The organism is Priestia megaterium (assembly GCF_023824195.1).
GTDB lineage: Bacteria > Bacillota > Bacilli > Bacillales > Bacillaceae_H > Priestia > Priestia megaterium_D.
Genome location: NZ_CP085442.1, coordinates 4,432,646 through 4,458,606 on the forward strand (window position 1 = coordinate 4,432,646; position 25,961 = coordinate 4,458,606).

27 protein-coding genes are annotated in these 25,961 nt (G+C 38.6%); all 27 read right to left on the reverse strand.

The genetic code is table 11. From position 1 onward, the window contains the following. Positions 1-17: 17 nt before the first annotated feature. The 27 genes from ccpN to gpr all read right to left on the reverse strand — a co-directional run bounded on the left by ccpN (position 18) and on the right by gpr (position 25,753). The gene (gene ccpN, locus LIS78_RS23030; RefSeq protein ID WP_025750542.1) at positions 18-656 is read right to left on the reverse strand and encodes a transcriptional regulator CcpN; all 639 of its coding nucleotides are present in this window, start codon (positions 654-656) and stop codon (positions 18-20) included. Between the two features lie 258 nt (positions 657-914). Continuing rightward, positions 915-1,679, reverse strand: coding sequence for a DNA repair protein RecO (gene recO / locus LIS78_RS23035; protein WP_252284399.1), 765 nt, complete (start codon positions 1,677-1,679; stop codon positions 915-917). Between the two features lie 27 nt (positions 1,680-1,706). Then, positions 1,707-1,850: a YqzL family protein gene (locus LIS78_RS23040; RefSeq protein ID WP_014458193.1), complete on the reverse strand. Its 144-nt coding sequence runs from the start codon at positions 1,848-1,850 to the stop codon at positions 1,707-1,709. 155 nt (positions 1,851-2,005) lie between these two features. Beyond that, positions 2,006-2,911, reverse strand: coding sequence for a GTPase Era (era, locus tag LIS78_RS23045; protein ID WP_013059225.1), 906 nt, complete (start codon positions 2,909-2,911; stop codon positions 2,006-2,008). Beyond that, entirely contained in the window at positions 2,904-3,302 is a 399-nt protein-coding gene (locus LIS78_RS23050) for a cytidine deaminase (RefSeq protein ID WP_013059226.1), read from the reverse strand. The genes era and LIS78_RS23050 overlap by 8 nt, the downstream gene beginning before the upstream one ends. A 91-nt stretch (positions 3,303-3,393) precedes the next feature. Then, a complete protein-coding gene (locus LIS78_RS23055) occupies positions 3,394-3,765 on the reverse strand; it encodes a diacylglycerol kinase family protein (RefSeq protein ID WP_057233423.1) in 372 nt (123 codons plus the stop codon). After that, the gene (ybeY, locus tag LIS78_RS23060) at positions 3,749-4,219 is read right to left on the reverse strand and encodes an rRNA maturation RNase YbeY (protein ID WP_025750544.1); all 471 of its coding nucleotides are present in this window, start codon (positions 4,217-4,219) and stop codon (positions 3,749-3,751) included. The genes LIS78_RS23055 and ybeY overlap by 17 nt, the downstream gene beginning before the upstream one ends. Next, positions 4,216-6,324: an HD family phosphohydrolase gene (locus tag LIS78_RS23065; protein WP_434092368.1), complete on the reverse strand. Its 2,109-nt coding sequence runs from the start codon at positions 6,322-6,324 to the stop codon at positions 4,216-4,218. The genes ybeY and LIS78_RS23065 overlap by 4 nt, the downstream gene beginning before the upstream one ends. Positions 6,325-6,387: 63 nt before the next feature. Continuing rightward, the gene (locus LIS78_RS23070; RefSeq protein ID WP_013085052.1) at positions 6,388-7,362 is read right to left on the reverse strand and encodes a PhoH family protein; all 975 of its coding nucleotides are present in this window, start codon (positions 7,360-7,362) and stop codon (positions 6,388-6,390) included. Between the two features lie 3 nt (positions 7,363-7,365). Continuing rightward, positions 7,366-8,553, reverse strand: coding sequence for a sporulation protein YqfD (gene yqfD / locus LIS78_RS23075; protein WP_252284400.1), 1,188 nt, complete (start codon positions 8,551-8,553; stop codon positions 7,366-7,368). Between the two features lie 16 nt (positions 8,554-8,569). Then, a complete protein-coding gene (gene yqfC / locus LIS78_RS23080; RefSeq protein ID WP_013059232.1) occupies positions 8,570-8,854 on the reverse strand; it encodes a sporulation protein YqfC in 285 nt (94 codons plus the stop codon). 59 nt (positions 8,855-8,913) lie between these two features. Next, positions 8,914-9,375, reverse strand: coding sequence for a YqfB family membrane protein (locus LIS78_RS23085; protein ID WP_013059233.1), 462 nt, complete (start codon positions 9,373-9,375; stop codon positions 8,914-8,916). Positions 9,376-9,406: 31 nt separating this feature from the next. Beyond that, a complete protein-coding gene (gene floA / locus LIS78_RS23090) occupies positions 9,407-10,390 on the reverse strand; it encodes a flotillin-like protein FloA (RefSeq protein WP_013085055.1) in 984 nt (327 codons plus the stop codon). After that, positions 10,390-11,721: an NfeD family protein gene (locus LIS78_RS23095; protein ID WP_252284401.1), complete on the reverse strand. Its 1,332-nt coding sequence runs from the start codon at positions 11,719-11,721 to the stop codon at positions 10,390-10,392. The genes floA and LIS78_RS23095 overlap by 1 nt, the downstream gene beginning before the upstream one ends. 178 nt (positions 11,722-11,899) lie before the next feature. Then, complete coding sequence (locus LIS78_RS23100) at positions 11,900-12,343, reverse strand: GatB/YqeY domain-containing protein (protein WP_013059236.1); 444 nt, start codon at positions 12,341-12,343, stop codon at positions 11,900-11,902. 15 nt (positions 12,344-12,358) lie between these two features. Beyond that, entirely contained in the window at positions 12,359-12,532 is a 174-nt protein-coding gene (gene rpsU, locus LIS78_RS23105; RefSeq protein ID WP_013059237.1) for a 30S ribosomal protein S21, read from the reverse strand. A gap of 226 nt (positions 12,533-12,758) precedes the next feature. Continuing rightward, positions 12,759-14,117 (reverse strand): tRNA (N(6)-L-threonylcarbamoyladenosine(37)-C(2))-methylthiotransferase MtaB, encoded by a 1,359-nt coding sequence (gene mtaB, locus LIS78_RS23110; protein WP_013059238.1) that lies wholly within the window; start codon positions 14,115-14,117, stop codon positions 12,759-12,761. Positions 14,118-14,122: 5 nt separating this feature from the next. After that, complete coding sequence (locus tag LIS78_RS23115; RefSeq protein ID WP_014458184.1) at positions 14,123-14,875, reverse strand: 16S rRNA (uracil(1498)-N(3))-methyltransferase; 753 nt, start codon at positions 14,873-14,875, stop codon at positions 14,123-14,125. A 19-nt stretch (positions 14,876-14,894) separates the two neighbouring features. Further along, complete coding sequence (gene prmA, locus LIS78_RS23120; RefSeq protein ID WP_013085059.1) at positions 14,895-15,836, reverse strand: 50S ribosomal protein L11 methyltransferase; 942 nt, start codon at positions 15,834-15,836, stop codon at positions 14,895-14,897. A gap of 117 nt (positions 15,837-15,953) precedes the next feature. Next, the gene (gene dnaJ, locus LIS78_RS23125) at positions 15,954-17,084 is read right to left on the reverse strand and encodes a molecular chaperone DnaJ (RefSeq protein ID WP_013059241.1); all 1,131 of its coding nucleotides are present in this window, start codon (positions 17,082-17,084) and stop codon (positions 15,954-15,956) included. Positions 17,085-17,319: 235 nt separating this feature from the next. After that, complete coding sequence (gene dnaK, locus LIS78_RS23130; RefSeq protein WP_013059242.1) at positions 17,320-19,137, reverse strand: molecular chaperone DnaK; 1,818 nt, start codon at positions 19,135-19,137, stop codon at positions 17,320-17,322. A 30-nt stretch (positions 19,138-19,167) separates the two neighbouring features. Further along, positions 19,168-19,728 carry a nucleotide exchange factor GrpE gene (gene grpE / locus LIS78_RS23135; RefSeq protein ID WP_016765598.1) on the reverse strand — a complete coding sequence of 187 codons (561 nt, stop codon included), beginning with the start codon at positions 19,726-19,728 and terminating at the stop codon, positions 19,168-19,170. A gap of 105 nt (positions 19,729-19,833) precedes the next feature. Next, on the reverse strand, positions 19,834-20,862 hold the full coding sequence (hrcA, locus tag LIS78_RS23140) for a heat-inducible transcriptional repressor HrcA (RefSeq protein WP_013059244.1): 1,029 nt from the start codon (positions 20,860-20,862) through the stop codon (positions 19,834-19,836). A gap of 91 nt (positions 20,863-20,953) precedes the next feature. Beyond that, positions 20,954-22,093, reverse strand: a complete 1,140-nt coding sequence (hemW, locus tag LIS78_RS23145; protein ID WP_195781836.1) for a radical SAM family heme chaperone HemW — start codon at positions 22,091-22,093, stop codon at positions 20,954-20,956. Positions 22,094-22,268: 175 nt separating this feature from the next. Then, positions 22,269-24,092 (reverse strand): translation elongation factor 4, encoded by a 1,824-nt coding sequence (gene lepA / locus LIS78_RS23150; protein WP_013059246.1) that lies wholly within the window; start codon positions 24,090-24,092, stop codon positions 22,269-22,271. Between the two features lie 128 nt (positions 24,093-24,220). Beyond that, positions 24,221-24,556, reverse strand: coding sequence for a DUF3679 domain-containing protein (locus tag LIS78_RS23155; protein WP_014458177.1), 336 nt, complete (start codon positions 24,554-24,556; stop codon positions 24,221-24,223). An 84-nt stretch (positions 24,557-24,640) separates the two neighbouring features. After that, positions 24,641-25,753 (reverse strand): GPR endopeptidase, encoded by a 1,113-nt coding sequence (gpr, locus tag LIS78_RS23160; protein WP_182003490.1) that lies wholly within the window; start codon positions 25,751-25,753, stop codon positions 24,641-24,643. Positions 25,754-25,961: the final 208 nt, after the last annotated feature.

Here is a 25,961-nt window from a genome sequence, read left to right on the forward strand (position 1 = left end):
TTTTAATCCTTTTTCACTTATAATACTTCATCATTTGCTAATGCTACTAGTAATTTTGTAATATTTGTTTTGGTAATGCGTCCCACCACTTCAAAATTGCCGTCTCCCTCTTTAATAACGGGCATAGCATCAATCTGTTTTTCAATTAAGATCTTAGCAATATCAATTAACAAATCTTCGCGATAGCAATATGTAATGTTGGGCATTCTCGTCATGATAATATGAACAGGAATAGATGTGAGCTCTTGCTTTCCGATACTCGCGCGCAATAAATCTTTACGCGACAGTACTCCCACTAGCTGGGATTTCTCATCCACTACAAAAAGGGTCCCCACGTCTTCTAGAAACATTGTACAAATAGCATCATATACCGACACATTTTCGTTCACGACTACCGGGATAGACTGATATTCTTGCACCTGTATTTTTTTTATTTTATCTGTAAGAAGCTGTGCTCCTGTTTTACCTGTGTAAAAGTAACCTACGCGCGGTCGCGCTTCTAAATAACCAGCCATTGTTAAAATAGCCAAGTCCGGTCTTAGCGTTGCCCGCGTAAGGCTAAGCTGATCTGCAATATGCTCGCCTGTAATAGGGCCTTCGTCTTTGACAATTTGCAAAATTTGTTCTTGTCGTTTGTTCAGTTCGATTGTACTCACCACCTAATCATTAAATGTGACATACTATTTATAAAACATTATATACTTTTTAAGCAAAAGTAAAAGCTATAACTTATTAATTTTAGCATTTTATCTTTTTAGAATGCCGTTTATTTTACCACGGCTTCTCAAAAAAAGCAGGCATTACGCTTACAATAAGCGAAACTGCCCCTTCGCTCCACAGTAAAAAGGGTGTCCCCTACACAATACGAGGCACCCTAGCGACAGCAATTCCTTGCATATCACTGATTATCTTTTCTATTTCTGATCAGAGAGCGATTGTTTTAAAGACTCCATCTGATTCAAAAACCGCTTTGTTTTTAAAAACAATCCTGAATATTCTTCGTAATATTGATCAATTACAAACTTTAATTGTTTTTTTGTTTCGGGCTTAACAGAAATAGAACCTAATCGCTTTAAATCAATGTAATAAAATAGCCTTAATAGTTTAACCGTCATCGGACTAATTTTCAAATGATAAGGATCTTTTTCTAAGCATCGATGACAAATAAACCCGCCTTCTCGAATGGAAAAATGAAATGTTCCTTCACCTCGATGGCAGACTGCACATTCATTTAATGTAGGATGAAGACCTAGAACGTTTAACATTTTCATTTCATAAATAAATGTTAAGATCTCTGCATCATACTCTTCGTTCATATAATGAATGGTTTGGTGCAGCAGTTCAAATAGAAATGGATTTGGTTTATTGTTCTCAGTAGCTTTATCCGTTAATTCAAGAATATAAGAAGCATACGCTGTTGTGAAGATATCTTCGCGTATGCTTCTCATAGATGAGATAACTTCTCCTTGATGGAGAGTACCCATTCCTGAACCTGCTTGTATAAAAAAGTATCCATACGTAAATAATTGTGTGACGGAAGCTAAGCGACTACTGGGCTTTTTTGCTCCTCTTGCCATGAGACCCACTTTTCCGAGTTCACGTGAATAAATGGTGACAATTTTATTTGATTCACCGTAATCATTCGTTCGAATGACAATTCCTTCACACTTTTTAAACAATCATCATCACCGCCATCTTACAGAAGGCTAAGACAAGGGAGAATTGAGACTTTCGCTGTTGTCCTCATATGTTTCGGGTCTTTCTTTCACTTCATTTTCAAGTTCCTTAAAAATGAGATAAGTATCAATGCTACCTGTTTGTGAAAAAATGTTCCAAGTAAAATTCAACATAGAACTCCCACCTTTCTAACCATAAAGATCAGATACATATTTCAATTCCTTATGTTTAGAATAGCCTTCCGACGTAAAATCATGTAACACAATTTTTTACAAATTACCTTCTTTTATGAAGGGATATAAATCGACGCAAACAAGAATTCAAATGATTAATATTCGTCTTCTCTAAATCCAAAGTCACGGAGATGCGACGCTCGGTTTCGCCAATCTTTTTGCACTTTTACCCATAGTTCTAAAAATACTTTTGAACCTAAAAGGGCTTCAATGTCTGCTCTTGCTTTTCTTCCTACCTCTTTTAACATCTTTCCTTGCTTTCCAATTACGATGCCTTTTTGTGAATCTCTTTCGACGATAATTGTAGCGCCGACGTAAACAGCACCATTATCTCGTCTTTGCATAGAATCCATCACAACGGCAATAGAATGAGGTATTTCTTCCCTCGTTGCATGCAGTACTTTTTCACGAATTAATTCCGTAATAATAAAGCGCTCTGGGTGATCTGTTACTTGATCTGCCGGGTAATATTGCGGCCCTTCCGGCAATCGCTGCTTAATTTGATCAAGCAAACGCTCCACGTTATTTCCTTGTAAAGCTGAAATTGGCACAATTTCAGCAAAAGGATATAAGTCTTTATAATTCGTGATAATTGAAAACAATTCGTCTGGATGAATTTCATCAATTTTATTAATCACAAGGAAAACAGGCGTTTTTGTATCCTTTAAACGCTCGATAATAAATTCATCGCCTCGACCTAAGCCTTCTGTTGCGTTAATCATAAATAAAATTAAATCTACTTCTTTAAGCGTATTTTGCGCTACCTTCATCATAAAGTCGCCTAATTTATGCTTCGGTTTATGAATTCCTGGTGTATCAATAAACACAATTTGCGCCTGATCTTCCGTGTACACACCCTGAATTTTATTTCTAGTTGTTTGCGGTTTGTCACTCATAATCGCAATCTTTTGACCAATTACTCGGTTCAAAAAAGTTGATTTCCCTACGTTTGGTCTTCCAATAATTGAAACAAAACCTGACTTAAATTCATTATTACTCATGTAAATCCTCCGATGAAAATGCTCCTGGAAGTAATTCTTCCACAGTTAATTCTTGTATGTCATTTTTTAAATTGGTTAATATAACTTTCATTTCTTTTGGACAAAGCTCAGAGATTACTTGTCTGCATGCTCCACACGGAGAAACAGGACGATCAGTATCAGCTACTACAGCAAGTGCTGCATACTCTTTATCTCCTTCTGAATAGGCTTTAAATAAAGCCGTACGCTCAGCACAATTGCACATGCTATAAGCTGCATTTTCAATATTGCAGCCGCGATAAACCTTTCCATCTTTCGTCAATAAAGCTGCACCAACTTTAAATTTTGAATACGGTACATAAGCCATTTCACGAGCTTTTTTCGCCTCATCAATCAGTCCGGTCTTATCCATTTATCCGCTCTCCTTTTGCGCTTCTACATGTCTTTTAACTTGTCCTTTTTTATTATACCACGGGGGTGTAAAGAACCAAAAAGAATCCTTTTTAAAACAAATACTTTAAGAAAATAATTCCTCCTATAAGGACAGCAAAACACGCATAGACCAACACCGCCGCTGCAGCTGCATCTTTTGCGTGTTTTGCTAGTATGTGATATTCAGGAGAAACTAAATCGACAACTTTTTCAACCGCTGTATTCATTAACTCCAAGCTGAACATGCCTGCAATCAGAAGCAGCACAACCGTCCATTCACCAGCTGTAATTGACAGCACGGTGCCTAAGAGAAGGACGATGAAAGAAGCTGCTACGTGAATTTGCATATTTCTCTGTGTTTTACAAACATAGAGAAACCCTTCTATTGCATAACCAAAGCTACTGACAACCTTAGCTATCCCTTTTTTATCGCGAGAGTCCATATTGTTCTAAAATATCTTTTTGACGTGTAAACATCTCTTTTTCATCTTCTGATGTTTCATGGTCATATCCAAGCAAGTGCAAGAAACCGTGAACCGTTAAGAATCCTAGCTCCCTCATAAACGAGTGATTGTATTCTTCTGCTTGCTCATGAGCTTTTGGAATCGAAATGACAATGTCCCCTAGGACTCTTGGCATCTCATCTCCGATAATTTGCATTTCATCTTCGCCCATTTCTTCTAGCGCAAATGATATTACATCCGTTGGCTGATTTTTATGGCGGTATTGATGATTGATTTCTTGAATTCGATCATTATCCACAAATGTAACGGATACTTCTGCATCCTCTTGCAGATTTTCATATATAGCAGCGGCTTCAAGCAGCTTTTCAAGCTCTTTTTGCTGCTCTTCACTCACTTCGTTTGTTTCATCAATAAAATCAATAACTAAACTCATACCTTCACCTTCTCTTTTTTTATCTCTGGATATTCGATTCGGGAATGAAAAATCCCATTTAAAGTTTCACATAGTGCTTGGCGAATTAACTCTAGCTCTTTGAGCGTTACGTTACACTCGCTAAGCTGCCCATCCTGCAAGCGATCTTTAATAATATTTCGCACCAAGTTCTCAATTTTTTCCGGAGTCGGATTGGACATTGACCTTACGGCTGCTTCTACACTATCAGCTATGCAAATAACCGCTGCTTCTTTCGACTGAGGCTTTGGTCCAGGATAGCGATATTCTTTTTCATCAATTTTTTCTTCTGTCTGTTCAAGTGCCTTATGATAGAAAAACTTAAGCAGGGTCGTTCCGTGATGCTGCTCTGCAATATCTACAATCTCTTTTGGAAACTTGTGATTTCGCAAAATGGTAGCTCCATCTGTAGCATGTGCGATTATAATATTTTTACTAGTCTTCGGACTTAGTTTATCATGCGGATTGGTAATATTCATTTGATTTTCAATAAAATACTGCGGTCGCTTCGTTTTACCAATATCGTGGTAATAAGCCCCCACTCTCGCTAATAAACCGTTAGCTCCTATCGTTTCGCACGCCGCTTCAGATAAGTTTGCCACCATTACACTGTGATGATACGTCCCCGGTGTTTCAGTTAAGATTTTGCGTAATAGCGGATGATTAGGACTCGATAATTCAATCAGCTTCATCGTAGATAAAATGCCAAATCCACTTTCAAAAAACGGAAGCAAACCTATAGTTAAAACGGACGCAATAACACCAGATGCAATTGACATCATGCTGTAATAGCCAAGCTCTACAGTGCCGATTTGGCCATTTTTAATAAAAATAATAGCAAAGCTGATAATTACGTTTACCATAGCCACAAATAGACCTGCCTGCAAAATCCGTGAACGCCTGTGCTGCCTGCTTAAAAATAAAATAGCAGCAATATTGCTAATTAAAAAGTAGATCCCAATGTTCATATTAAACGAGGTTGTCAATTCACCATTAAAAATAATGCTTCCACAAATAGCAAATACAATGCTTGATAAAATAGCAATGCGTTCATCCATTAAAATTCGAATCAGTAAACCTCCCACCGCAACAGGAGCTAAGAAACCAATTTCCGATAAATCAATTTGCTGAAACAAGCTTAAAATTTTCATGAGGCCAATCGTAATGGTTGCTACCAATACATACAGCAACAAGGGCTGATATGTATTGGTGTGAAACTCACGCAAATAGTAAATGAGGCCCGCTATCATCATCACAATTAGCAAAGCTAATCCCGCAAAAGGCTGAATAGATCCTTTATTATTCAACAATCCCGCGAGCTGGAGCTGACGATATATATCAGGATTAATAAGCTGATTTTCTTCTACAATAATCTGGCCTTGTTTGATTCGCACAGGCTCCACTTTTTCCACAGCTGCTTGGCGGTTTTCAGCTGTTTTTTGCGGATCATAAATCACATTTGGAATGATAGCGAATTTAGCAATTGCATTCATTGAATCCTTTAGGGAGTTGCTGACATTGGTGTAAACAAGCTGACTTTCTACCTGGTCTTTTTTCTCTTCTACATCGCTAATCTTCACTTGATCTTTCATCACATGATGAACGGCCGTGACTACAGCGTCTTTCGCAATCGATAAATCACTGTTAGAAGACTGAAGCAACTGCTTAATGGTATCCTTTGGCAAGTTTTTTTGAATGTCTTCAGGAAGCTTGTCTTCTAGCATTTTTTGTTTGGTTTTTAATACGGCATCGATACTATCATCTTCATGATCTTCTTTTTCATATTCCGTATTAACTTCCATCATCGCATCAAAAATAGATGCAACAAGATCGACTTGGTTCTGTGCGTATTCTGTTTTTTGTGTATACACATCTTCAACGGCTTGTTCTGCCTCTGCCCGTTTTTTCTCTGTGCTCTCTTTATCTTCAATGGTAACGGGTGAGTAAATGGTTTGCGGGGAAATAGACAGTAATCTGAGATCTAATTCCTGCGGCTTTACATTGCTATACATAGACGCAAACATCATTACACCTAACAAGGCATATAACCCAATTTGAATTAACCGTAATCGCTCGATCTGTGCCATTGTTTGCTTGATTATCCGAAACGTTGACACAAACGTACCCCCTTTTACAAAAAATAGACCCTATTAAGAAAGGGTCTTTTGGTCAGCTTGTTCGTACGCTTGAATGATGCGTCCCACAAGTGGATGGCGCACAACATCTGACTGTTCTAGATGAACAAACGAAATACCTTTAACATTGGTCAGGATTTTCGAGACAGCCGCTAGACCAGACTGAGCTCCTTTTGGTAAATCAATTTGTGAAATATCTCCTGTAATCACCATTTTAGACCCAAATCCTAGTCGTGTTAAAAACATCTTCATTTGCGCCATCGTGGTGTTTTGTGCTTCGTCTAAGATAACAAACGCATCATCTAGTGTACGGCCTCGCATATAAGCAAGGGGTGCTATTTCAATAACTCCGCGTTCGATTAGGCGTTGCGTATGTTCTGTTCCTAATACATCATGTAAGGCATCGTACAGAGGACGCAAGTACGGATCTACTTTTTCTTTCAAATCTCCTGGCAAGAAGCCAAGACTTTCACCTGCTTCAACAGCAGGACGTGTTAAAATAATACGCTGTACGTGACCATTTTTAAGAGCATTAACGGCCATGACAACGGCTAAATACGTTTTGCCGGTACCAGCAGGCCCAATTCCAAATACCAAATCATTTTTCTTAATAGCAGAAATGTATTGACTTTGTCCTAATGTCTTAACACGAATAGTCTTACCTTTTACATTTTTACCAATTTCTTCTTCATATACATCTTCAAAAAACTCGAGAGAATTTTTCTTAGCTAATTGAATCGCATACACAACATCTCGTTCAGATATGGAAATATTTTTTCGGATAATGTTCAGTAACTTTTTAAGCATTTCTTCCACTAGCTGAACATTTTCTGTACTTCCGGAGACTACAACAGTCTCACCTCTTGAAATAATAGAGACCTGCATTTCTTCTTCAATTCGCTTTAAATTCGCATCTTGTACGCCAAATAATGAAATGGCTTCGTTTGAATCATCAAGTTGTACGTTAATTGTTACTAGCTGTTCTGACATTCATCAATCTCCTTGAATAATTGGTTGAGTGTTCGCAATATTTTCTATAACTTGGTAATGTATTGATAATCTAACTTTACCATTGTCCTGTTCTTGGTGCAAAACTTTTTCACCTTTTATTTTAGCATCCTCACCTAAAGTTGATAGTAATTTTTTTCGACCGATTTCCAAAGCTTTTTCCACCGCCTCTTGTTTAGAATAGACGCGCTGCGAGTTCTGTTCTTCTCGTACAGCAACTATCTCATACGACAGAGGTAATTTCCATTTAAAAAAATAGAGTGGATGCTCCACTTTTTCTGTCACCTTTGAGCCGTATTTTTCTTTGTTAAAAGCCCAAAGAGGCATTTTAAAAGCTTGAAAATCTAAATAGTGCTTCGTATATCCATTACCCGTTAATACCTGAAAATCAGTTTTTAAAGGCACTTCTACCTCAGACTTATACCATGTTTCACCGTAGACTTTCCCTTTAGCAGCTACTACTTTTTTATTTTTTTCGTTTCCAATAATACCGGAAACTAAGACCTCGCCTTCATTGACAAAATCATTAACCTTGACTAAAGGTTGTCCTTTTTCGACAAACAAATTCGTAATAATGGCTTTCTTTTTAGCAATTAAATGTTGGTAAGGTGTTTTTTGCTGAGCCTTGGGTTCATTTTTTTCAACCACTTGGAAGTGATAAGAAGTGCCGCGCACTTCTACTCCCACCCAGGTAATATTGTTCATATTATCCGTTAAATAGCGCTGAATTTTTTCAGGACTCTCTAACAGAAATTGAAACTCTCCTCTTTTTACACCTATTTTGGCAAGCTGCTTAGTCATTTGATGTTCTGTTTGTGGTTCTGCACCGCTAATTTCCACTTTCCACACCATGTTGGAAAGCAAACCAAGAATAATAAAAAAAGAAAGAAAACCTAAAGCAAATCCACTATTTTTGATCACTCGTTTTGTTAAAAAAGGAAAACCTCTGCCTCTTATAAAATAAATTTTACAATCTGCGTTGCGAATTAGTATACGAATTTTCTTTACATCTTTCAATAATATCGTTGCTGTCGCTAGCTGACCGTCAACTTTATGGACATTCGAAATCATAATCTGTTGTCTCACACAATTATTTAAGAAACGTTCAATTCCTTTTCCAACAATTCGAATACGTACGGTACCAATAACAAAGTTTGTCCATCCATTCTTCATTTTTTTCCTCCTTGTGTTATTGTTCTAAATAAAGAACTTGATTGATTTTACCTTCTAAAACCAGTTCTTCTGGCAGTATTACTTTAATGACCAGTCCTTCACCTCGAATTAACATTTGTCCCTGTTTTAGTAACACGCGTATTTCAGTATCAGAAAAGGCTAATAAACCTTTATGATTTTCAATATAAATGTGTATTTGTCCAACTAACGTAATACGGGGAAGATCCATTAATACATCAGCGGGTAGTTCCATTGTTTTGGTCATCCATCTTTTCATTTGGTGTCTCCACTTTTTGCTCATAAAAAGAACCCCCTTTCATCTCATGTTTATGAGAAAGGGGGTTAATGTATCACATCTATTTATCGTTTATATTTACGTTGTTTCGATTTTGGCGGCCCTAGAATTTCGGACCATATCACTCCTTGAACAGCTTCTTTACGAGAAATGGGCTTAAAAACGTTTTTCTCACCCGTGATTTTTGGTTTGTCAACTGTGATTTTCTTTTGAATAGACGGTTCATGATACGAACGATTTTTTAGCTCTTCCAATTTTTCTTGCAAAGGATTTGTTTCTGCTGAAGGAACAGTTTCTGGCTCCATACGAGCTGTTTTTGGCTCTTCTTTGACAGGGCGGTATCTAGGTCTTTCCCGCCTTGAAGGATTGTTTACAGGAGGCATAGGAGCTCTTTTAGAACGCTGCTGTTCTTCCTCTTTTGACTGAGCCATAAAACGCTGCACAACGTTAAAAATAATCCCTCCAATGATGACAAAAATGAAAGCATTATTAATAATTAGTTTAATAAGCGTTTCAACGATATTCATTAGGAGAAAACCTCCTTGTTAAACTGATTCATTATTTCTCATCGTCTTCTTTAGACATTTTTCCAATTGAATCACGCATATCCGTATCAGCAGTCAAGTTTTGAATATTCATATAATCCATGACGCCAATATTGCCGGAACGCAGTGCTTCTGCCATCGCTAACGGTACTTCTGCTTCCGCTTCTACTACTTTTGCACGCATTTCTTCTACTTTTGCACGCATTTCTTGTTCTTGAGCAACGGCCATAGCACGACGTTCTTCGGCTTTTGCTTGTGCAATATTTTTATCTGCTTCCGCTTGGTCTGTTTGAAGAACTGCCCCAATATTTTTACCAATATCGATGTCAGCAATATCAATGGATAAGATTTCAAACGCTGTTCCTGAATCCAACCCTTTTCCTAAAACCGTTTGAGAAATCATATCAGGATTTTCCAATACTTTTTTGTGATCAGTTTGTGAACCGATTGTGGAAACGATCCCCTCGCCAACACGGGCAATAATCGTTTCTTCTCCAGCTCCCCCTACTAGTCGATCAATGTTTGCACGAACGGTAATTCGAGCTTTTGCTTTGACTTCGATTCCATCCATAGCCACCCCTGCAATAAAAGGTGTTTCAATAACTTTTGGATTAACGCTCATTTGTACAGCTTCTAGCACATCACGGCCCGCTAAGTCGATAGCTGCTCCGCGCTCAAATGTTAACTCAATATTTGCTCGGTGCGCTGCAATCAACGCATTTACCACGCGGTCAACGTTACCGCCTGCTAAATAGTGGCTTTCTAATTGATTAATGGTAATACCTAAACCTGCTTTACTTGCTTTAATTAACGGGTTCACAACGCGAGATGGTATCACTCGACGAAGTCTCATTCCGACCAGTGTGAAAATACTAATACGAACGCCTGCTGCTAATGCTGAAATCCATAGCATAATTGGTACAAAAGTGAAAAAAACAGCTAAAGCAATAATTGCTAGACCAATAACTACAAAAAACAATACGCTACCTACTTCCATTAATTAAGGTCCTCCTTTTTCAAAGGCTCTGTAAGCTTCCGCACCACAACCCTTGATCCCTCTACTTTTATAATATTTACTAACACATCTTTGTCTAAATATCCGCCTTCAGTGACTACATCCACATACTCTTCATCGATGAGCACGGTACCTGAAGGACGCAGCGGTGTTGTTGTTTTACCTTGTTTTCCTATTAATTCATAACGATTTTGATTCGACACATAACCAGATTCGGTATTAAGTGAATCATTAAGCACCATTTTTTTGAAAGGTGTAAGCTTTCTTTTAAAAAATTTCATCATCACAAACGCACCTCCCAGTGCCACCACTATTGCAATTACAAGAGAAATTCCCATTTCGACATTATTATCTGTTGACATAAAAAAACTTAAAATGATAGCTCCAAGCCCTAGTAGTCCTAAAACTCCGCCTGGTACTACAATCTCTAAGAGAAGCAATATAATTCCTGCTATAAATAAAACGAGCGCTTCCATTCCAGCTAATCCTGCTACCATATGACCATAGAAAAATAAAAGAAGTGAAGCTATTCCAATAGAGCCCGCAATACCAAATGAAGGCGTAAACAATTCAATTACAATTCCTAAAGCACCAATGGATAATAAAATGGGAACAACAAGCGGATGGGTAAGAAAACGAGCAATTTGTTCACTTACACTCATTTTTGCATACGTCAGTTTAGCATCTTCATAGCCAAGTACGCTTAGGAGATCGTCTAAATTTTTTACAGTCCCTTCTGAATAACCAACTTGCTCGGCTTGCTTCGGAGTGAGCGTCAACAATTCGTTTCCTTTTAAGTTGAGCTCAGGTATTACCATCTTTGTATTTGCCATCGCTTCTGCATATTTAGGGTTTCGGTTATTTTGTTCTGCTGCGCTCTTCATAGCCGATAACCAGTAGGACTGAGCTTTTTTTCCTGCTGCATTTCCCTGTTGGTCAATCACAGCTGCCGATCCCATTGTAGAACCGGGTGTCATATAAATTTGATCGGCGTTAAGTGCAATATACGCTCCGGCTGATAATGCTTTTTTATCGACAAAAGCAGCGGTAGGAATAGGTGTTGAGGTTAAGCTTTTAGCTATTTCAGAAGCTGCATTTACAGCTCCTCCAGGAGTATCTATGTCCAATATAATCAAATCTGCACCGTCATTTTCCGCATCTTCAATGGATCTGTTTAGAAAAGAAAGCAGTCCATTTTCTACCGTTTTATTTACAGGAATAACGTGTACGCGCTTCACGTCAGCGGTGCTAATAGTGGGGAATAACCCAGTGGCTAAGATAAGAAAGCACACGAAAGAAAATAAGGTTTTCACCGAATACACTTCCCTCCTTCCATAGATAGTATGAGTATGTATCTGTATATACGAATAACTTTAACAATAGTTTCAAATTTTTTAAAATTTATCTATTTTATTCTTCACACTAGAAAAACAAAACATACGTTCGTTTATTATTCATATAAAAAACACCTTACACAAGGTAAGGTGTTTTTTATGATAAGTGTTGAAGGACAAGCTTATTAACAAGAGAGCCATCCGCTTTGCCTTTTACTTTCGGCATAAGCGCTCCCATAACTTTCCCCATATCAGCTTTAGAGGAAGACTGCGTTTCTTCAATCGTCGTTTTAATAATTTCAGATAACTCTTCTTCAGTTAGCTGTTTAGGAGCGTAAACTTCTAAAACCGCTAATTCAGAATGAATTTTATCAACAAGATCTTGACGACCTGCTTTCTCAAATTCATGGAGGGAGTCTTTACGTTGTTTGAATTCGCGAGAAATAACCGTCAACTCGTCTGCTTCAGTTAGGTCAGTTCCTAACTTAATGGCTTCGTTTTGAAGAGATGCTTTGACCATACGAATGACCCCAAGCTTCTCTTTCTCTTTGTTTTTCATCGCTTGTTTCATATCACTATTTAAACGCTCGAGAAGACTCATAAATCCACCCTCTTATTAGAACTTGCGTTTTCTAGCAGCTTCAGATTTCTTCTTACGCTTTACGCTAGGCTTTTCATAGAATTCGCGCTTTCTTGCTTCTTGTAACGTACCAGTTTTTGAAACTGAACGTTTGAAGCGACGAAGAGCATCTTCAAGCGATTCGTTTTTACGAACAACTGTTCTTGACATTCTAATTCCCTCCCTCCGAACAAAACCACTAACATCATAATGAAATGACATGTTAGACATGTCTTTTGCAATTATAATATAATGATTCCTTAAGGTCAACCGCTTTACACAAAGTAATGCAGTTATTCCCCCTTTATTTTATGAACTTTCTTGATAAAACATTACTCGTTCAGCTTTTTTATACGTATGAAAAAAGCTGCGTATACACGCAGCTTTCCAATAAGTGTTATGAGCTCATTTTCACCTGATCTTGAAGATGAACCTCATCTAGCACGCGAACAAACTCACCTTCATTATAAGGATATCCAGCTTTTGAAATTTTAACTTTTACAAGCTTTCCAACCATCTCTTCAGACGCTTTAAACACAACCTTTAAGTAGTTATCAGTATATCCTACATATAAACCACTTTCAGGATCTTCTTTATATTTTTCTTCCGGAATTACTTCTAGTACTTCTCCTTCAAACGTTGAAGCATATTCTTTTGCCAATTGATTTGAAAGTTCGATTAAACGATGCACACGTTCATTTTTTACTTCTTCATCAATTTGGTCGGTCATACGAGCTGCTGGCGTACCTGTACGTTTAGAATATGGGAATACGTGAAGCTCTGAAAAACCGTGCTCTTTAATAAAGTTATACGTCTCCATAAACTCTTCTTCTGTCTCACCTGGGAAGCCAACAATAACATCTGATGTAATCGCTAATCCAGGAAGAGCTTCTTTCAGACGGTTTAAGCGCTCACCAAAGAACTCCATTGTATACTTACGACGCATGCGCTTCAATACCGTATTTGAACCTGATTGAAGAGGAATATGCAAATGACGTACAACCATTTCTGATTGATCTAGTACCTCAATCACTTCGTCCGTAATTTGGCTTGCCTCGATTGACGAAATACGAATACGTTTTAGCCCTTTTACTTGAGATTCTAAATCACGAAGAAGCTGGGCAAGATTGTAATCTTTCATGTCTTCTCCGTATCCGCCAGTGTGAATACCTGTTAACACAATTTCTTTATATCCCGCATCCACTAGCTGCTGTGCTTGTGCTACTACTTCTTTAGGATCACGTGATCGCATTAAACCGCGCGCCCATGGAATAATACAGAATGTGCAGAAGTTGTTACAGCCTTCTTGAATCTTTAACGAAGCACGTGTACGGTCTGTAAAAGCCGGTACATCTAGCTCTTCATATACGCGTGTTTTCATAATATTTCCTACGCCGTTAATCGGTTGACGCTCTTTTTTAAATTGTTCAATATAATCAAGCATCTTAACGCGATCTTGTGTACCTACTACGATATCAACACCAGGAATGGCCATAATTTCAGCAGGCGAAGTTTGAGCATAACACCCGGTTACACAAATAACCGCATCTGGATTTTTTCGCACAGCTCTGCGAATAACTTGACGGCTTTTTTTATCTCCTGTATTTGTTACCGTACATGTATTAATTACATATACATCGGCAGTTTGTTCATATTCAACACGCTCATAGCCTTGGCCTTTGAACAATTGCCAAATTGCTTCTGTTTCATAGTGATTTACTTTACACCCTAGCGTGTGAAAAGCAACTGTTGACATAATCGTCACCTCATTAACTCAGTTTGATAAGATATAGCAGACAGCGCATATAAAGGAGCTGTTTCTGCTCGTAAAATTCGCGGACCAAATCCGCTTATTGTAAATTCATTTTCTTCTAATACTTCTACTTCCTGCTCGGTCAAACCACCCTCGGGGCCTACAACCACAAGCACGGAATTGCCGGGTTTTAAAGCTGAAAGAACAGCATGCAGATGAGATGTTTCTCCTTGCTTCGCTCTTTCTTCATAGGCTACAACTTTATGAGTATAGTCACCGCTAATTTCTACTAGTTTTTTAAAAGAAATTGGGGCTTCTACTGCTGGTACAATCGTACGATGAGATTGTTCTGCAGCCTCTTTAGCAATCTTGTTCCAGCGATCTAATTTTTTTTGACTCTTTTTATCATCCCATTTAACAACTGAACGAGCCGCAATAAAAGGGATAAACTTATACGCCCCAAGTTCTGTCCCTTTTTGGATAATAAGCTCGAGCTTATCCCCTTTAGGCAGACCGTTCACAATTGTAACATGGACTGGAAGCTCTTTTTCTTCGCTTATCCATTCTATAATAGATGCTTTCACTTCGTTAGCGGAAATATTTTCAATTTCACACAAAGCAGCTTGCCCCTGTTCATTACAGGCAATAAACTGTGATCCTTCATTCATTCTCATGACGCGTGAGATATGATGGGCATCATCATGTGTCACTATGACACTTTGCTCTTGAAATTGATCATTTGGCAGAAAATAACGTTGCATCTTGACACCTTCTCACTTGTTAAGCTTGTTTTTGCGCAATAATTGCTACCCAGTCTTCCATAAGCGTTACTTCTTGAATAACAAAGCCCGCTCCCGTTAACGCTTTTTTGACATCTTCTTTTTTCGCACTAATAATACCTGATGTAATGAACATGCCTCCTGGCTTTAATACCTTTGCAGCATCGTCTACAAAACGAACGATTACTTCAGCTAGAATATTCGCCACAACAATGTCAACCGGTCCTTCTATACCTTGCAATAAGTTGTTTTGACCTACTGTTACGACGTTCCCAACTTGATTCAGTTCAATATTTTCGCGGGCAGAACGTACGGCTACTTCATCAAGGTCTAGAGCTTGTACATTACTTGCTCCTAACAGAGCTGCGCCAATACTTAGCACTCCTGAACCTGTACCCACGTCGATAACAGTATCTCCTGCTTTCACTGTTCTTTCCAATGCTTGAAGAGACATAACCGTCGTTGGATGCGTACCTGTACCAAAAGCCATTCCGGGATCAAGCTCGATAATCAATTCATCTGTGCTTACTTTTTCATAGTTTTCCCAAGTTGGTACAATCGTAAAACGCTCTGAAATTTTCACGGGATGGTAATATTTTTTCCAAGCAGTGGCCCACTCTTCCTCGTTCACTTCACTGATCGTAACTTTGTTAGCTCCTAAATCAAAGTCGTAAACAAGCAGTCCATTAATTTCTTTTTTGATACCATCCACAGTTTCTGCTAAAAAGCTGTTAACTGGAAGGTATGCTTTAATCACTACACCTTCTTCTGGATAGTCTTCTACGTTTAAATCGTAGATTTCACCAAAAGTTGTATCTCTGTCCTTCACTAAATCAGCAGGATCTTCAATGACTACCCCGCTAGCTCCTGATTCATGTAAAATATGAGAGATGGGTTCAATTGCTTCTTGCGCTGTATGAATACAAATTTCAGACCATTTCATTGCTACCAACTTCATCCTTTCTGCCTTCAGTAATATAGGATTTTAAATATGAACATGACAGATGACAGGTTGGCAAAGTACCTTTACCAACCTGTCTCTGTTTACTATGAAAGACAATTATTCTCCTTTAATTGCTCGTTTTACTTTTGCAAAAAAGGAATCATGCTGCTCATCAACGGCTTCTTGACCGCTCAGTTCAGCGAACTCACGCAATAATTGTTTTTGTTTTTCTGATATTTTTGTTGGAGTTACAACTCGAACGTGAATATGCTGATCTCCTTGACCATACCCTCGTACGTTTGCCACACCTTTTCCTTTTAAACGGAATTTCGTCCCCGTTTGTGTACCAGCAGGAATCTTCAGCTTCACCTTGCCATGTAGAGTTGGTACTTCTACTTCATCACCTAGCGCTGCCTGAGCAAACGTTAAAGGCATTTCGCAGTAGATATCGTCTCCATCACGTTCAAAGAATTCATGAGTGCGCACGTGGAACACTACGTATAAATCTCCCGGAGGACCACCATTTACCCCTGGTTCTCCTTGAGCACTAACGCGCAGCTGTTGACCATCATCTACACCAGCTGGAATTTTAACATTAATTTTACGTCGTTTTGTTACTTTACCGTCACCGTGGCACGTTGCACATTTGTCTTTAATGATTTTTCCCGTACCATTACAATGATGACACGCACGTCGATTTACCACGCGGCCAAACGGCGTGTTTTGTTCAACGTTTAACTGACCTGAACCATTACAGTGCGAACATGTATCGACTTTTGTTCCAGGTTTTGCACCTGAACCGTGACATGTTTCACACGTTTCTTCACGTGGAATTTCAATTGTTGTTTCTTTTCCGAAAACAGCTTCTTCAAAAGAAAGTGTCATCGTGTATTGTAAATCGGCACCTTGTCTCGGAGCATTAGGGTCACGTCTGCGACCACCACCACCAAAGATCGAGCTGAAAATATCTTCAAAGCCGAAGCCGCCAAAGTCTGAGCCGCCTCCACCAAAGCCGCCAAAGCCTTGATTTGGATCAGTATGACCAAATTGATCGTATTGTGCTTTTTTTTGGTCATCACTCAATACTTCATATGCTTCTTTTACTTCTTTAAATTTGTCAGCAGCATCTTCCGCTTTGTTAATATCTGGATGATATTGTTTAGAAAGCTTGCGGTATGCTTTTTTTATTTCATCTTTTGTAGCGCTCTTACTGATACCGAGTACTTCATAGTAATCTCGCTTACTCATCAATACTCACTCCCGAATCGTTTCACATAAACGTAATTGTATCATTATTAATAATTCCATAGCAACATAAAAGTTACTTTCTATTGCTCCCGTGCACGCAGAGAGCTAAGAGAAAAACTTTCCCTTTCGCTTTTCCACGTTAAAAAAGTCAAAGCCAAGAAATAAGCTTGACTTTGACTTTTTAAAAAGATGTGAATCGCACCATGGCGTCATTCACGTTAGTCGTCAAGATGCATTATTTTTTGTCGTCGTTTACTTCTTCAAACTCTGCATCTACAACATCATCATTTTGAGCGCCTTGTTCACCTGCTTGCTGAGCTTGTTGAGCTTGCTCATACAATTTTACAGTTAACGCTTGAACGATTTCTTGAAGTTCATCTTTTTTCGCTTTGATTTCTTCAAGGTCATTCTTTTCAATCGCTGCTTTTAAAGCATCTTTTGCTTCGTTAGCTTTTGTTACTTCAGCTTCTTCTACTTTTCCTTCAAGATCTTTTAATGTTTTTTCAGTTGTGAACACTAATTGATCTGCTTCATTGCGTAGTTCCACTTCTTCTTTACGTTGCTTATCAGCATCTGCGTTTTCTTCCGCTTCTTTTACCATGCGGTCGATTTCGTCATCTGATAAACCTGTTGAAGATTTAATTGTAATAGCTTGCTCTTTGTTTGTTCCTAAATCTTTTGCACGAACGTTTACGATACCGTTTTTGTCAATATCGAATGATACTTCGATTTGAGGTACTCCGCGTGGTGCAGGTGGAATGTCAGTTAACTGAAAACGACCTAGCGTTTTGTTGTCTGCAGACATTGGACGCTCACCTTGAAGAACATGAATATCTACAGCCGTTTGGCTATCTGCAGCCGTTGAGAATACTTGTGATTTACTTGTTGGAATCGTCGTATTACGCTCAATTAGCTTTGTAAATACGCCACCCATTGTTTCGATACCTAGTGATAAAGGCGTTACGTCTAGTAATACAACGTCTTTTACATCCCCAGTTAATACGCCACCTTGAATTGCTGCACCAAGTGCAACTACTTCATCAGGGTTTACACCTTTGTGAGGATCTTGACCAGTTTCTTTTTTGATTGCATCTTGTACCGCTGGGATACGAGTTGAACCACCAACTAAGATTACTTTATCAAGTTCGCTTGCAGAAAGGCCTGCATCTTTTAAAGCTTGACGCACAGGAGCCATTGTACGCTCTACAAGGCCTGCTGATAACTCGTCAAATTTAGCACGTGATAAAGATACCTCTAAGTGAAGAGGACCAGCTTCTCCAGCAGTGATAAATGGTAAAGAAATTTGTGTAGATGTTACGCCTGATAAATCTTTTTTCGCTTTTTCAGCCGCATCTTTTAAACGTTGAAGCGCCATTTTATCTTTGCTTAAATCAACGCCGTTTTCTTTTTTGAATTCAGCTACTAAATAGTCGATGATTACTTGGTCAAAGTCGTCACCACCAAGGCGGTTGTCACCTGCAGTTGCGCGAACTTCAAATACGCCGTCGCCAAGTTCTAGAATAGATACGTCAAACGTACCGCCACCAAGGTCATAAACTAAAACTGTTTGATCTTCATCTGTTTTTTCTAATCCGTATGCAAGTGCTGCTGCAGTAGGCTCGTTAATAATACGCTCTACTTCTAAACCAGCAATTTTACCAGCATCTTTTGTTGCTTGACGCTCAGCATCATTAAAGTAAGCAGGAACTGTGATAACAGCTTTTGTTACAGGCTCACCTAAATACTCTTCAGCATAACCTTTTAAATGTTGAAGAATGATAGCTGACATTTCTTGAGGCGTGTATTGCTTTCCTTCAGCTTCTACCTTATGGTCTGTACCCATATGACGTTTAACTGAAATAATTGTGTTAGGGTTTGTAATAGCTTGACGTTTCGCTACTTCCCCAACTTGACGCTCACCGTTTTTGAATGCCACAACTGATGGCGTTGTACGGTTTCCTTCTGGATTTGGAATTACTTTTGGTTCGCCGCCTTCTAATACAGCGACACAAGAGTTAGTTGTACCTAAATCGATACCAATGATCTTACTCATTGACAATGACCTCCTTCATAATATGTAGTGTTATTGATTCACTTTAACCATCGCAGGGCGGATGATTTTATCTTTTAATTTGTAACCTTTTTGAAGCTCTTCTACTACCGTGTTTGGTTCGTATTCATCGTCTTCTACTTGCATCACTGCTTGATGCTCGTATGGATCGAAAGTTTTCCCGACTGATTCAATTGCTTCAACACCTTCTTTTTGAAGTGCCTCTACTAATTGACGGTATACCATTTCTACACCTTGCAGCACAGATTTAGTTTGTTCGTCCGCTGTGTTAACTTGTAATGCACGTTCAAAGTTATCAAGTGCTGGTAAAATATCCGAAACTAATGATTGAGCACGGTATTTTTGAGCAGCTTCTGCATCGAGACGTGAACGACGACGGAAATTATCGAAATCAGCTTGTAGACGTAAGTAGCGATTCTCTTCTTCTTCAAGCTGTTGCTTTAATTGATCATTTTCTTGTTGAAGAGGGTTTACTTCCTCAGACACTTCAGCTTCAGTTGCTTCAGCAGCGTCTGTTTGAACTTCTTCAACCACTTCTTCGTTTTGTTCTTCTACTTGCTTTTCGTTTGACAATTCATTCACCTCCCTTAAATGTTTACACACATTTTCACATTTTAAACAACGATTTTTATTTTATCACAGGGAAAGGATGGAAGTAATATATTCCACCCGATTCCTTTATTCTTTATACAAGTTTGTTAATACTTGAGACATATCTGATGACAGCAGTGTAAGCAAACTAATCACACGCGCATATTCCATGCGGGTCGGTCCTAGTATAGCAATTGTGCCAAGCTGTTCGTGACCAAAGGAATAACTAGCTGTAATTAAGCTGCACCCTACCATTTCATTCAATTTATTTTCATGGCCAATTTTCACATGTATGCCAGCCTCATTTGGGCTTAACAGCTTATAAAACTGCTGTTCATGTTCAATAATGTTAAACAGCCCGCGAATTTTATTAAGATCATGAAATTCCGGCTGAGCAAACATATTCGTTTTGCCGCCAACTACTAATTTGCCATTCATGTTGAGCTTTAATGCATCATTGAGTATATCCATCGTCTGCTCATACCCTTGAATATGGCTTTTTAAGAGCGTCGCTACTTCTTTGTACATTTTATCATGTAAATCAGTAATGCGAACGCCGATGAGCTTTTCGTTTAAAATGTTAACCATTTTTTCAATATCGGAAGGTTGAATACTGCTCGGCAGCGTAATCGTCCGACTTTCAACGTGTCCTGTATCGGTCACAATAATGGCAACAGCTGACTGAGCCGTTAAAGGTAAAATCTGAAGCTGTTTTAACTTATGGCTGACCGCTTTTGGTCCTAGCACAATAGACGTTAAACTCGTTAAATCAGATAAAATTTGCGCTGACTTTTGAACGAGCTGCTCCAGTTCTACAATGCGTTCAGCGAATACCGAACGTACCGTCGAAACGTCGCTTGCTTTCAAGTGCTGCGGGGACACTAGATGATCAACATAATAACGATAACCTTTCTCAGACGGAACGCGCCCTGAAGAAGTATGAGTTTTTTCAATAAATCCAAGTTCTTCTAGGTCTGACATCTCATTACGAATCGTAGCCGAACTAAAATTAAACTCTTCTTTCTTAGATAATGTTCGAGAGCCTACCGGCTGCGCAGATCGAATGAAATCATCAATAATGACTTGTAAAATTAATAACTGTCGATCAGTAAGCACGCTTCATCACCTCTGTTAGCACTCTAAAACTCTGAGTGCTAAATCTAATAATAAATTACCAAATCACTATAGCGATGTCAACGATTTGATATTAGATTATCCCAATAAAGGCTTGAAAAACTTCATTCCCCAAAAATCGACCATTGTGTGTTAAAAAGACTGAGCTATTGTCTTCACCCAAAAGTCCTTTCTCTTTGTATTCTTGAATAGGTTCTCCAAATACATCTTTTAATTCTCGATTGAATTTTTTCTTAAACTCCTCTTTTGAGACTCCTTTCGTTTTACGAAGGCCCAAAAACATTTCTTCTTCCATTTTTTCAGCCTCGGTCACGCTCACTTCATTGAGATATGCATTTCCGTTTTGCTCGACCGAATCAATGTACTTTTTTAATGGTCCAATATTTGCTCGTCTTATTCCGTCTATATAGCTATGTGCGCCTGCGCCAATTCCGTAATAATCTTCGTTGTTCCAATATGTTAGATTATGAATACTCTCGTAGCCTGGCTTTGCGAAATTACTGATTTCATATTGATGAAAACCTTGTTTGTCCATTTCTTTCATAAGCAGCTCATACATAGCTGCTTCTTCTTCTTGAGCAGGCAACGGTAGCTTTCCTTTATTCATTAAATTATAAAATACCGTTTTAGGTTCAATAATCAACGAATAGGCAGACATATGCTCTACCTCTAATGAAAAAGCCGTTTGAAGCGTAGAAGAGAAATCAGCTACCGTTTGTTCCGGCAGGCTATAAATTAAGTCTAAGCTTATATTCGACATTCCAATCTTTCTCGCTTGCTCAACACAATCAAATACCTGTCTATTTGAATGCACACGTCCAATTTTCTCCAATAATCTTTCATTAAACGTTTGTACACCAATGCTTAAACGATTCACACCATAATCATGGAGAAGCTGAAGCTTTTCTTTTGTCAATTCATTCGGATTCGCTTCAAATGTAAACTCACCTTTCTCGTCATAAGGGAGGTACATACGAATGGATTCTAAAAAATACTCTAGCTGCTGTTCATCTAAGGCTGTGGGCGTTCCACCCCCAACGAATATCGTGTTTAAATTGGTCGTTGGATAACGTTCGACTGTTTGTTTCATTTCTTCTCGCATGCTTTCCAAATACGGCATAACGGGCTGATTTTTGAAAAACACTTTATTAAAGTCACAATAGTGACAAATATGATGACAAAACGGGATATGCAGATATGCTGCCTTCACCATGGACTTCCACCTCAATCACATTTATAAATGATAAAAATACCGCAGAGTCTCTCTGCGGTATTTTTATCTATGTTCGTTCACACTTATTTACAGCGCTCAAAACTCTTTACTATCGTATCAGATTAGCTTGATTTTCAAAACTAATTTGACATGTTAAATAATAGAATTTCAGCTATTAATCTTCGTCCATGCGAAGCACAGCCATGAATGCTTCCTGCGGTACTTCAACAGAACCGACCTGCTTCATACGTTTTTTACCTTCTTTTTGTTTTTCAAGAAGTTTACGTTTACGAGAGATATCTCCTCCGTAACATTTTGCTAAAACGTTTTTACGAATGGCTTTAATTGTTGAACGCGCCACAATTTTTTGACCGATTGCCGCTTGAATCGGCACTTCGAACTGTTGACGTGGAATAAGCTCTTTAAGCTTTTCTACAATGACTTTACCACGATCGTAAGCTGAATCTCTGTGCACGATAAAGGACAGCGCATCGACCGTTTCGCCGTTTAAGAGAATATCCATCTTCACAAGCTTCGAAGGCTGATATCCAATAAGCTCGTAATCAAACGAAGCATAGCCTTTTGTATTTGATTTTAATTGATCAAAGAAATCATATACAATTTCAGCTAGTGGAATTTCGTATACAATACTCACGCGATTAGCATCCAAGTACTGCATATCAATAAAGTTGCCTCGCTTCTTCTGACAAAGCTCCATCACAGCACCAACATAATCGTTTGGTACCATCATCGTTGCCTTCACATACGGTTCTTCCACACGTTCAATCTTTTGTGGGTCCGGCATATTAGACGGGTTATCTACAGACAGATGAGTCTCGTCTGTTAAATACACGTCATAAATAACGCTTGGAGCTGTTGTAATTAAATCAATTTTAAATTCGCGCTCAATACGCTCTTGGATAATTTCCATGTGAAGCAACCCTAAGAATCCACATCGGAAACCAAACCCTAAGGCCTGAGACGTCTCTGGTTCAAACTGAAGTGCAGAGTCATTTAGCTCTAACTTTTCTAGTGCTTCACGAAGATCGTTATACTTCGCTGTATCAATCGGATACAGTCCGCAGTATACCATTGGATTCAGACGACGATAACCAGGAAGAGGTTCACTTGCTCCGTTTTTAGCAAGAGTAATCGTGTCCCCTACTCGCGTATCTCCAACGTTTTTAATAGCTGCTGTTAAAAACCCTACGTCGCCAACAGAAAGTTCATCTTTAGCAACGGCTTTTGGCGTTAACACACCTAGCTCCGTTACCTCAAACTCTTTTCCTGTTGCCATCATTTTAATTTTGTCGCCTACTTTTACTCGTCCCTGTACGATACGAATAGATGCAACTACACCTCGGTATGCATCATAAAATGAATCAAAGATTAGTGCTTGAAGCGGTGCATCTGGATCCCCTTCAGGAGCAGGAACTTTTTCAACAATTTGTTCTAAAATTTCTTCGATTCCAATTCCTGCTTTAGCTGAAGCTAATACAGCTTCCGACGCATCTAATCCAATTACGTCTTCAACCTCTTGGCGCACTCGCTCTGGCTCTGCGCTCGGCAGGTCAATCTTATTAATGACAGGTAAAATTTCAAGGTTGTTATCAAGCGCTAAATATACGTTTGCTAATGTTTGAGCTTCAATACCTTGAGCTGCATCTACTACTAGAATAGCACCTTCACACGCGGCTAAACTTCGCGACACTTCATATGTAAAATCGACGTGTCCCGGTGTATCAATTAGATGAAAAGTATACTCTTCTCCATCTTTTGCTTTGTATTGAAGCTGCACAGCATTTAATTTAATGGTAATTCCACGTTCACGTTCTAAATCCATCGAATCTAAAAGCTGAGCTTTCATTTCTCGCTGTGTTAACGCATTTGTTTTTTCTAAAATACGGTCTGCTAATGTTGACTTACCGTGGTCTATATGAGCAATAATCGAAAAGTTTCTGATTTTCGATTGTCGTTTCAATCTTGCTTCTCTATCCATATTTTTTTCACTCCTACTGAAAATCGGCAAAATACACTAAATTAAATTATAACAACACATTCGTCAACATTCAATAAGCATTCCATTGGGGATTTTTCCATACAAAAAAGCAGAAAGAGATTCTGCTTTTAATTAAGAAGATGATGGATAGCCTTAAAAGCTTTTCCTATTGTACTTTTCACGCCTTCCGCTAGACTTTGACCTAGCGAGGAGAAAAAGTTAAAAGCCTTTCGTTTTTCTAAAAACTGCTGTTTTTCATCAATGTTCACGACTTTTTTTGAACCTAAAACAGCAGCTTCCACCTGACCATCTGACGTTTTAGACACATTAATAACATGTTCAATCGAAGGATCATTATATCCCTTCATTTTAATCAACCCTTGCTGAGCCGTCTGCATTCCTAAAAATACGACACACAGTAAAAAAATGGTTAGCACTACTGATTTTAAAGTAAATTTAATCATATTATTAGGCCCCTTACTTCTTTATCTTCTGTAGTACTAACCATTATGACTATATTCTGAAGAACTCATTCATCTAAAAACGTATTAATGAGTATATGCCCCAAAGTTCTCTTGATCCACTTCATGATGCAAAGCAGCGTTAAGTCCTCCTGCAACTACATTAGCCATATCTTCAATAAACATATCCACTTCTTTTGGCGTAACCATCAAATTATGGCCTAAAGGTGCAAGCACTTCATGAATAAGACGTCTTTTTTCTTCATCGGGAAGAGTACCAATCATACCGAGATACGTTTGACGCTGCTCTTCATTAGGTAAATCATCCTCCGTGAGCTTCTTTTTTTCTCCAAACGTCATACCAGACGGAAGCAGTGACTTAGACGGCTTTCCCTGCTCTTTCATTTCTCGGCCGAAATGTTTTAAGATAAAGTCAATTGTATCGCTTGTAATGGAAACAGCATCCACCACCGTTGGAATACCTATTGCAATAACTGGAATGCCAAGTGTTTCATAACTGATTTCTTTACGCTTGTTTCCAACCCCAGACCCCGGATGAATACCTGAATCTGAAATTTGAATGGTAGCATTTACCCGTTCAATCGAACGAGCGGCCAGCGCATCGATTGCAATAATAAAATCTGGATTCACTTTCTTTACAACGCCAAAGATAATATCACTTGTCTCAATACCCGTCATTCCCATTACTCCCGGAACAATGGCGCTAACGGGTCTAAAGCCATCTTGCACGCTTTCAGGCTGTAACTCAAACAAATGTCTTGTAATCAACAAATTATCTACTGCCTTTGGTCCAAGCGCATCTGGTGTAACACTTAAGTTTCCAAGACCCACTACAAGACAGCTAGCATCATCTGGAATGTTGAGGCTTTTAATAAAAAAATTCAGCTCTTTAGCAAATACTTCTTCCATGGCCTCTTGCTTTTCAGTATCCTGCTCGCGAATGCCTACCGATTCAAGGGTTACATATCGGCCTTTTTTCTTACCGATTGCTTCTGCGCCCTCTTCCGTAATTTCTACCATTGAAATTTTGACATCTTGTTCTTCTTTTTCTTTTACAATTACGCCTTTGATTTCTGACTGGTTATTCGGTTTAGGCTGGTTTTCTAACGCTATGTCTTTTGCTTCGACAGCTAAATCCGTGCGCACGCTATATTGACTTAAATCAAGTTCTTTTTCCATTTCTTAACCTCCTAGACAATCTTTGTTGAAATTATTGTCACCGAGGACTGGCAGATTCATGCATTTAAGAAATGAAAAGTAGAAGGAAGGGCTCAATATCAGCTACAAGCTTGTGAAGAGAGATCTGTCATATAAAATTCCTTGTCAAGGCTATTGCATTCTGTCCTTGTGTTTGATAAAATATCTTTTGTTCTTATTGTGAAGAATG

Excerpts from the sequence above, each read along its gene's own strand:
- LIS78_RS23040 (WP_014458193.1), bottom strand. The coding sequence starts at position 1,850 with ATGTTGAATTTTACTTGGAACATTTTTTCACAAACAGGTAGCATTGAT.
- era (WP_013059225.1), bottom strand. The coding sequence starts at position 2,911 with ATGAGTAATAATGAATTTAAGTCAGGTTTTGTTTCAATTATTGGAAGA.
- LIS78_RS23050 (WP_013059226.1), bottom strand. The coding sequence starts at position 3,302 with ATGGATAAGACCGGACTGATTGATGAGGCGAAAAAAGCTCGTGAAATG.
- LIS78_RS23055 (WP_057233423.1), bottom strand. The coding sequence starts at position 3,765 with ATGGACTCTCGCGATAAAAAAGGGATAGCTAAGGTTGTCAGTAGCTTT.
- ybeY (WP_025750544.1), bottom strand. The coding sequence starts at position 4,219 with ATGAGTTTAGTTATTGATTTTATTGATGAAACAAACGAAGTGAGTGAA.
- LIS78_RS23065 (WP_434092368.1), bottom strand. The coding sequence starts at position 6,324 with ATGGCACAGATCGAGCGATTACGGTTAATTCAAATTGGGTTATATGCC.
- LIS78_RS23070 (WP_013085052.1), bottom strand. The coding sequence starts at position 7,362 with ATGTCAGAACAGCTAGTAACAATTAACGTACAACTTGATGATTCAAAC.
- yqfD (WP_252284400.1), bottom strand. The coding sequence starts at position 8,553 with ATGAAGAATGGATGGACAAACTTTGTTATTGGTACCGTACGTATTCGA.
- yqfC (WP_013059232.1), bottom strand. The coding sequence starts at position 8,854 with ATGAGCAAAAAGTGGAGACACCAAATGAAAAGATGGATGACCAAAACA.
- LIS78_RS23085 (WP_013059233.1), bottom strand. The coding sequence starts at position 9,375 with ATGAATATCGTTGAAACGCTTATTAAACTAATTATTAATAATGCTTTC.
- floA (WP_013085055.1), bottom strand. The coding sequence starts at position 10,390 with ATGGAAGTAGGTAGCGTATTGTTTTTTGTAGTTATTGGTCTAGCAATT.
- LIS78_RS23100 (WP_013059236.1), bottom strand. The coding sequence starts at position 12,343 with ATGAGTCTTCTCGAGCGTTTAAATAGTGATATGAAACAAGCGATGAAA.
- rpsU (WP_013059237.1), bottom strand. The coding sequence starts at position 12,532 with ATGTCAAGAACAGTTGTTCGTAAAAACGAATCGCTTGAAGATGCTCTT.
- mtaB (WP_013059238.1), bottom strand. The coding sequence starts at position 14,117 with ATGTCAACAGTTGCTTTTCACACGCTAGGGTGTAAAGTAAATCACTAT.
- LIS78_RS23115 (WP_014458184.1), bottom strand. The coding sequence starts at position 14,875 with ATGCAACGTTATTTTCTGCCAAATGATCAATTTCAAGAGCAAAGTGTC.
- prmA (WP_013085059.1), bottom strand. The coding sequence starts at position 15,836 with ATGAAATGGTCTGAAATTTGTATTCATACAGCGCAAGAAGCAATTGAA.
- dnaJ (WP_013059241.1), bottom strand. The coding sequence starts at position 17,084 with ATGAGTAAGCGAGATTACTATGAAGTACTCGGTATCAGTAAGAGCGCT.
- dnaK (WP_013059242.1), bottom strand. The coding sequence starts at position 19,137 with ATGAGTAAGATCATTGGTATCGATTTAGGTACAACTAACTCTTGTGTC.
- hemW (WP_195781836.1), bottom strand. The coding sequence starts at position 22,093 with ATGGTGAAGGCAGCATATCTGCATATCCCGTTTTGTCATCATATTTGT.
- lepA (WP_013059246.1), bottom strand. The coding sequence starts at position 24,092 with ATGGATAGAGAAGCAAGATTGAAACGACAATCGAAAATCAGAAACTTT.
- LIS78_RS23155 (WP_014458177.1), bottom strand. The coding sequence starts at position 24,556 with ATGATTAAATTTACTTTAAAATCAGTAGTGCTAACCATTTTTTTACTG.
- gpr (WP_182003490.1), bottom strand. The coding sequence starts at position 25,753 with ATGGAAAAAGAACTTGATTTAAGTCAATATAGCGTGCGCACGGATTTA.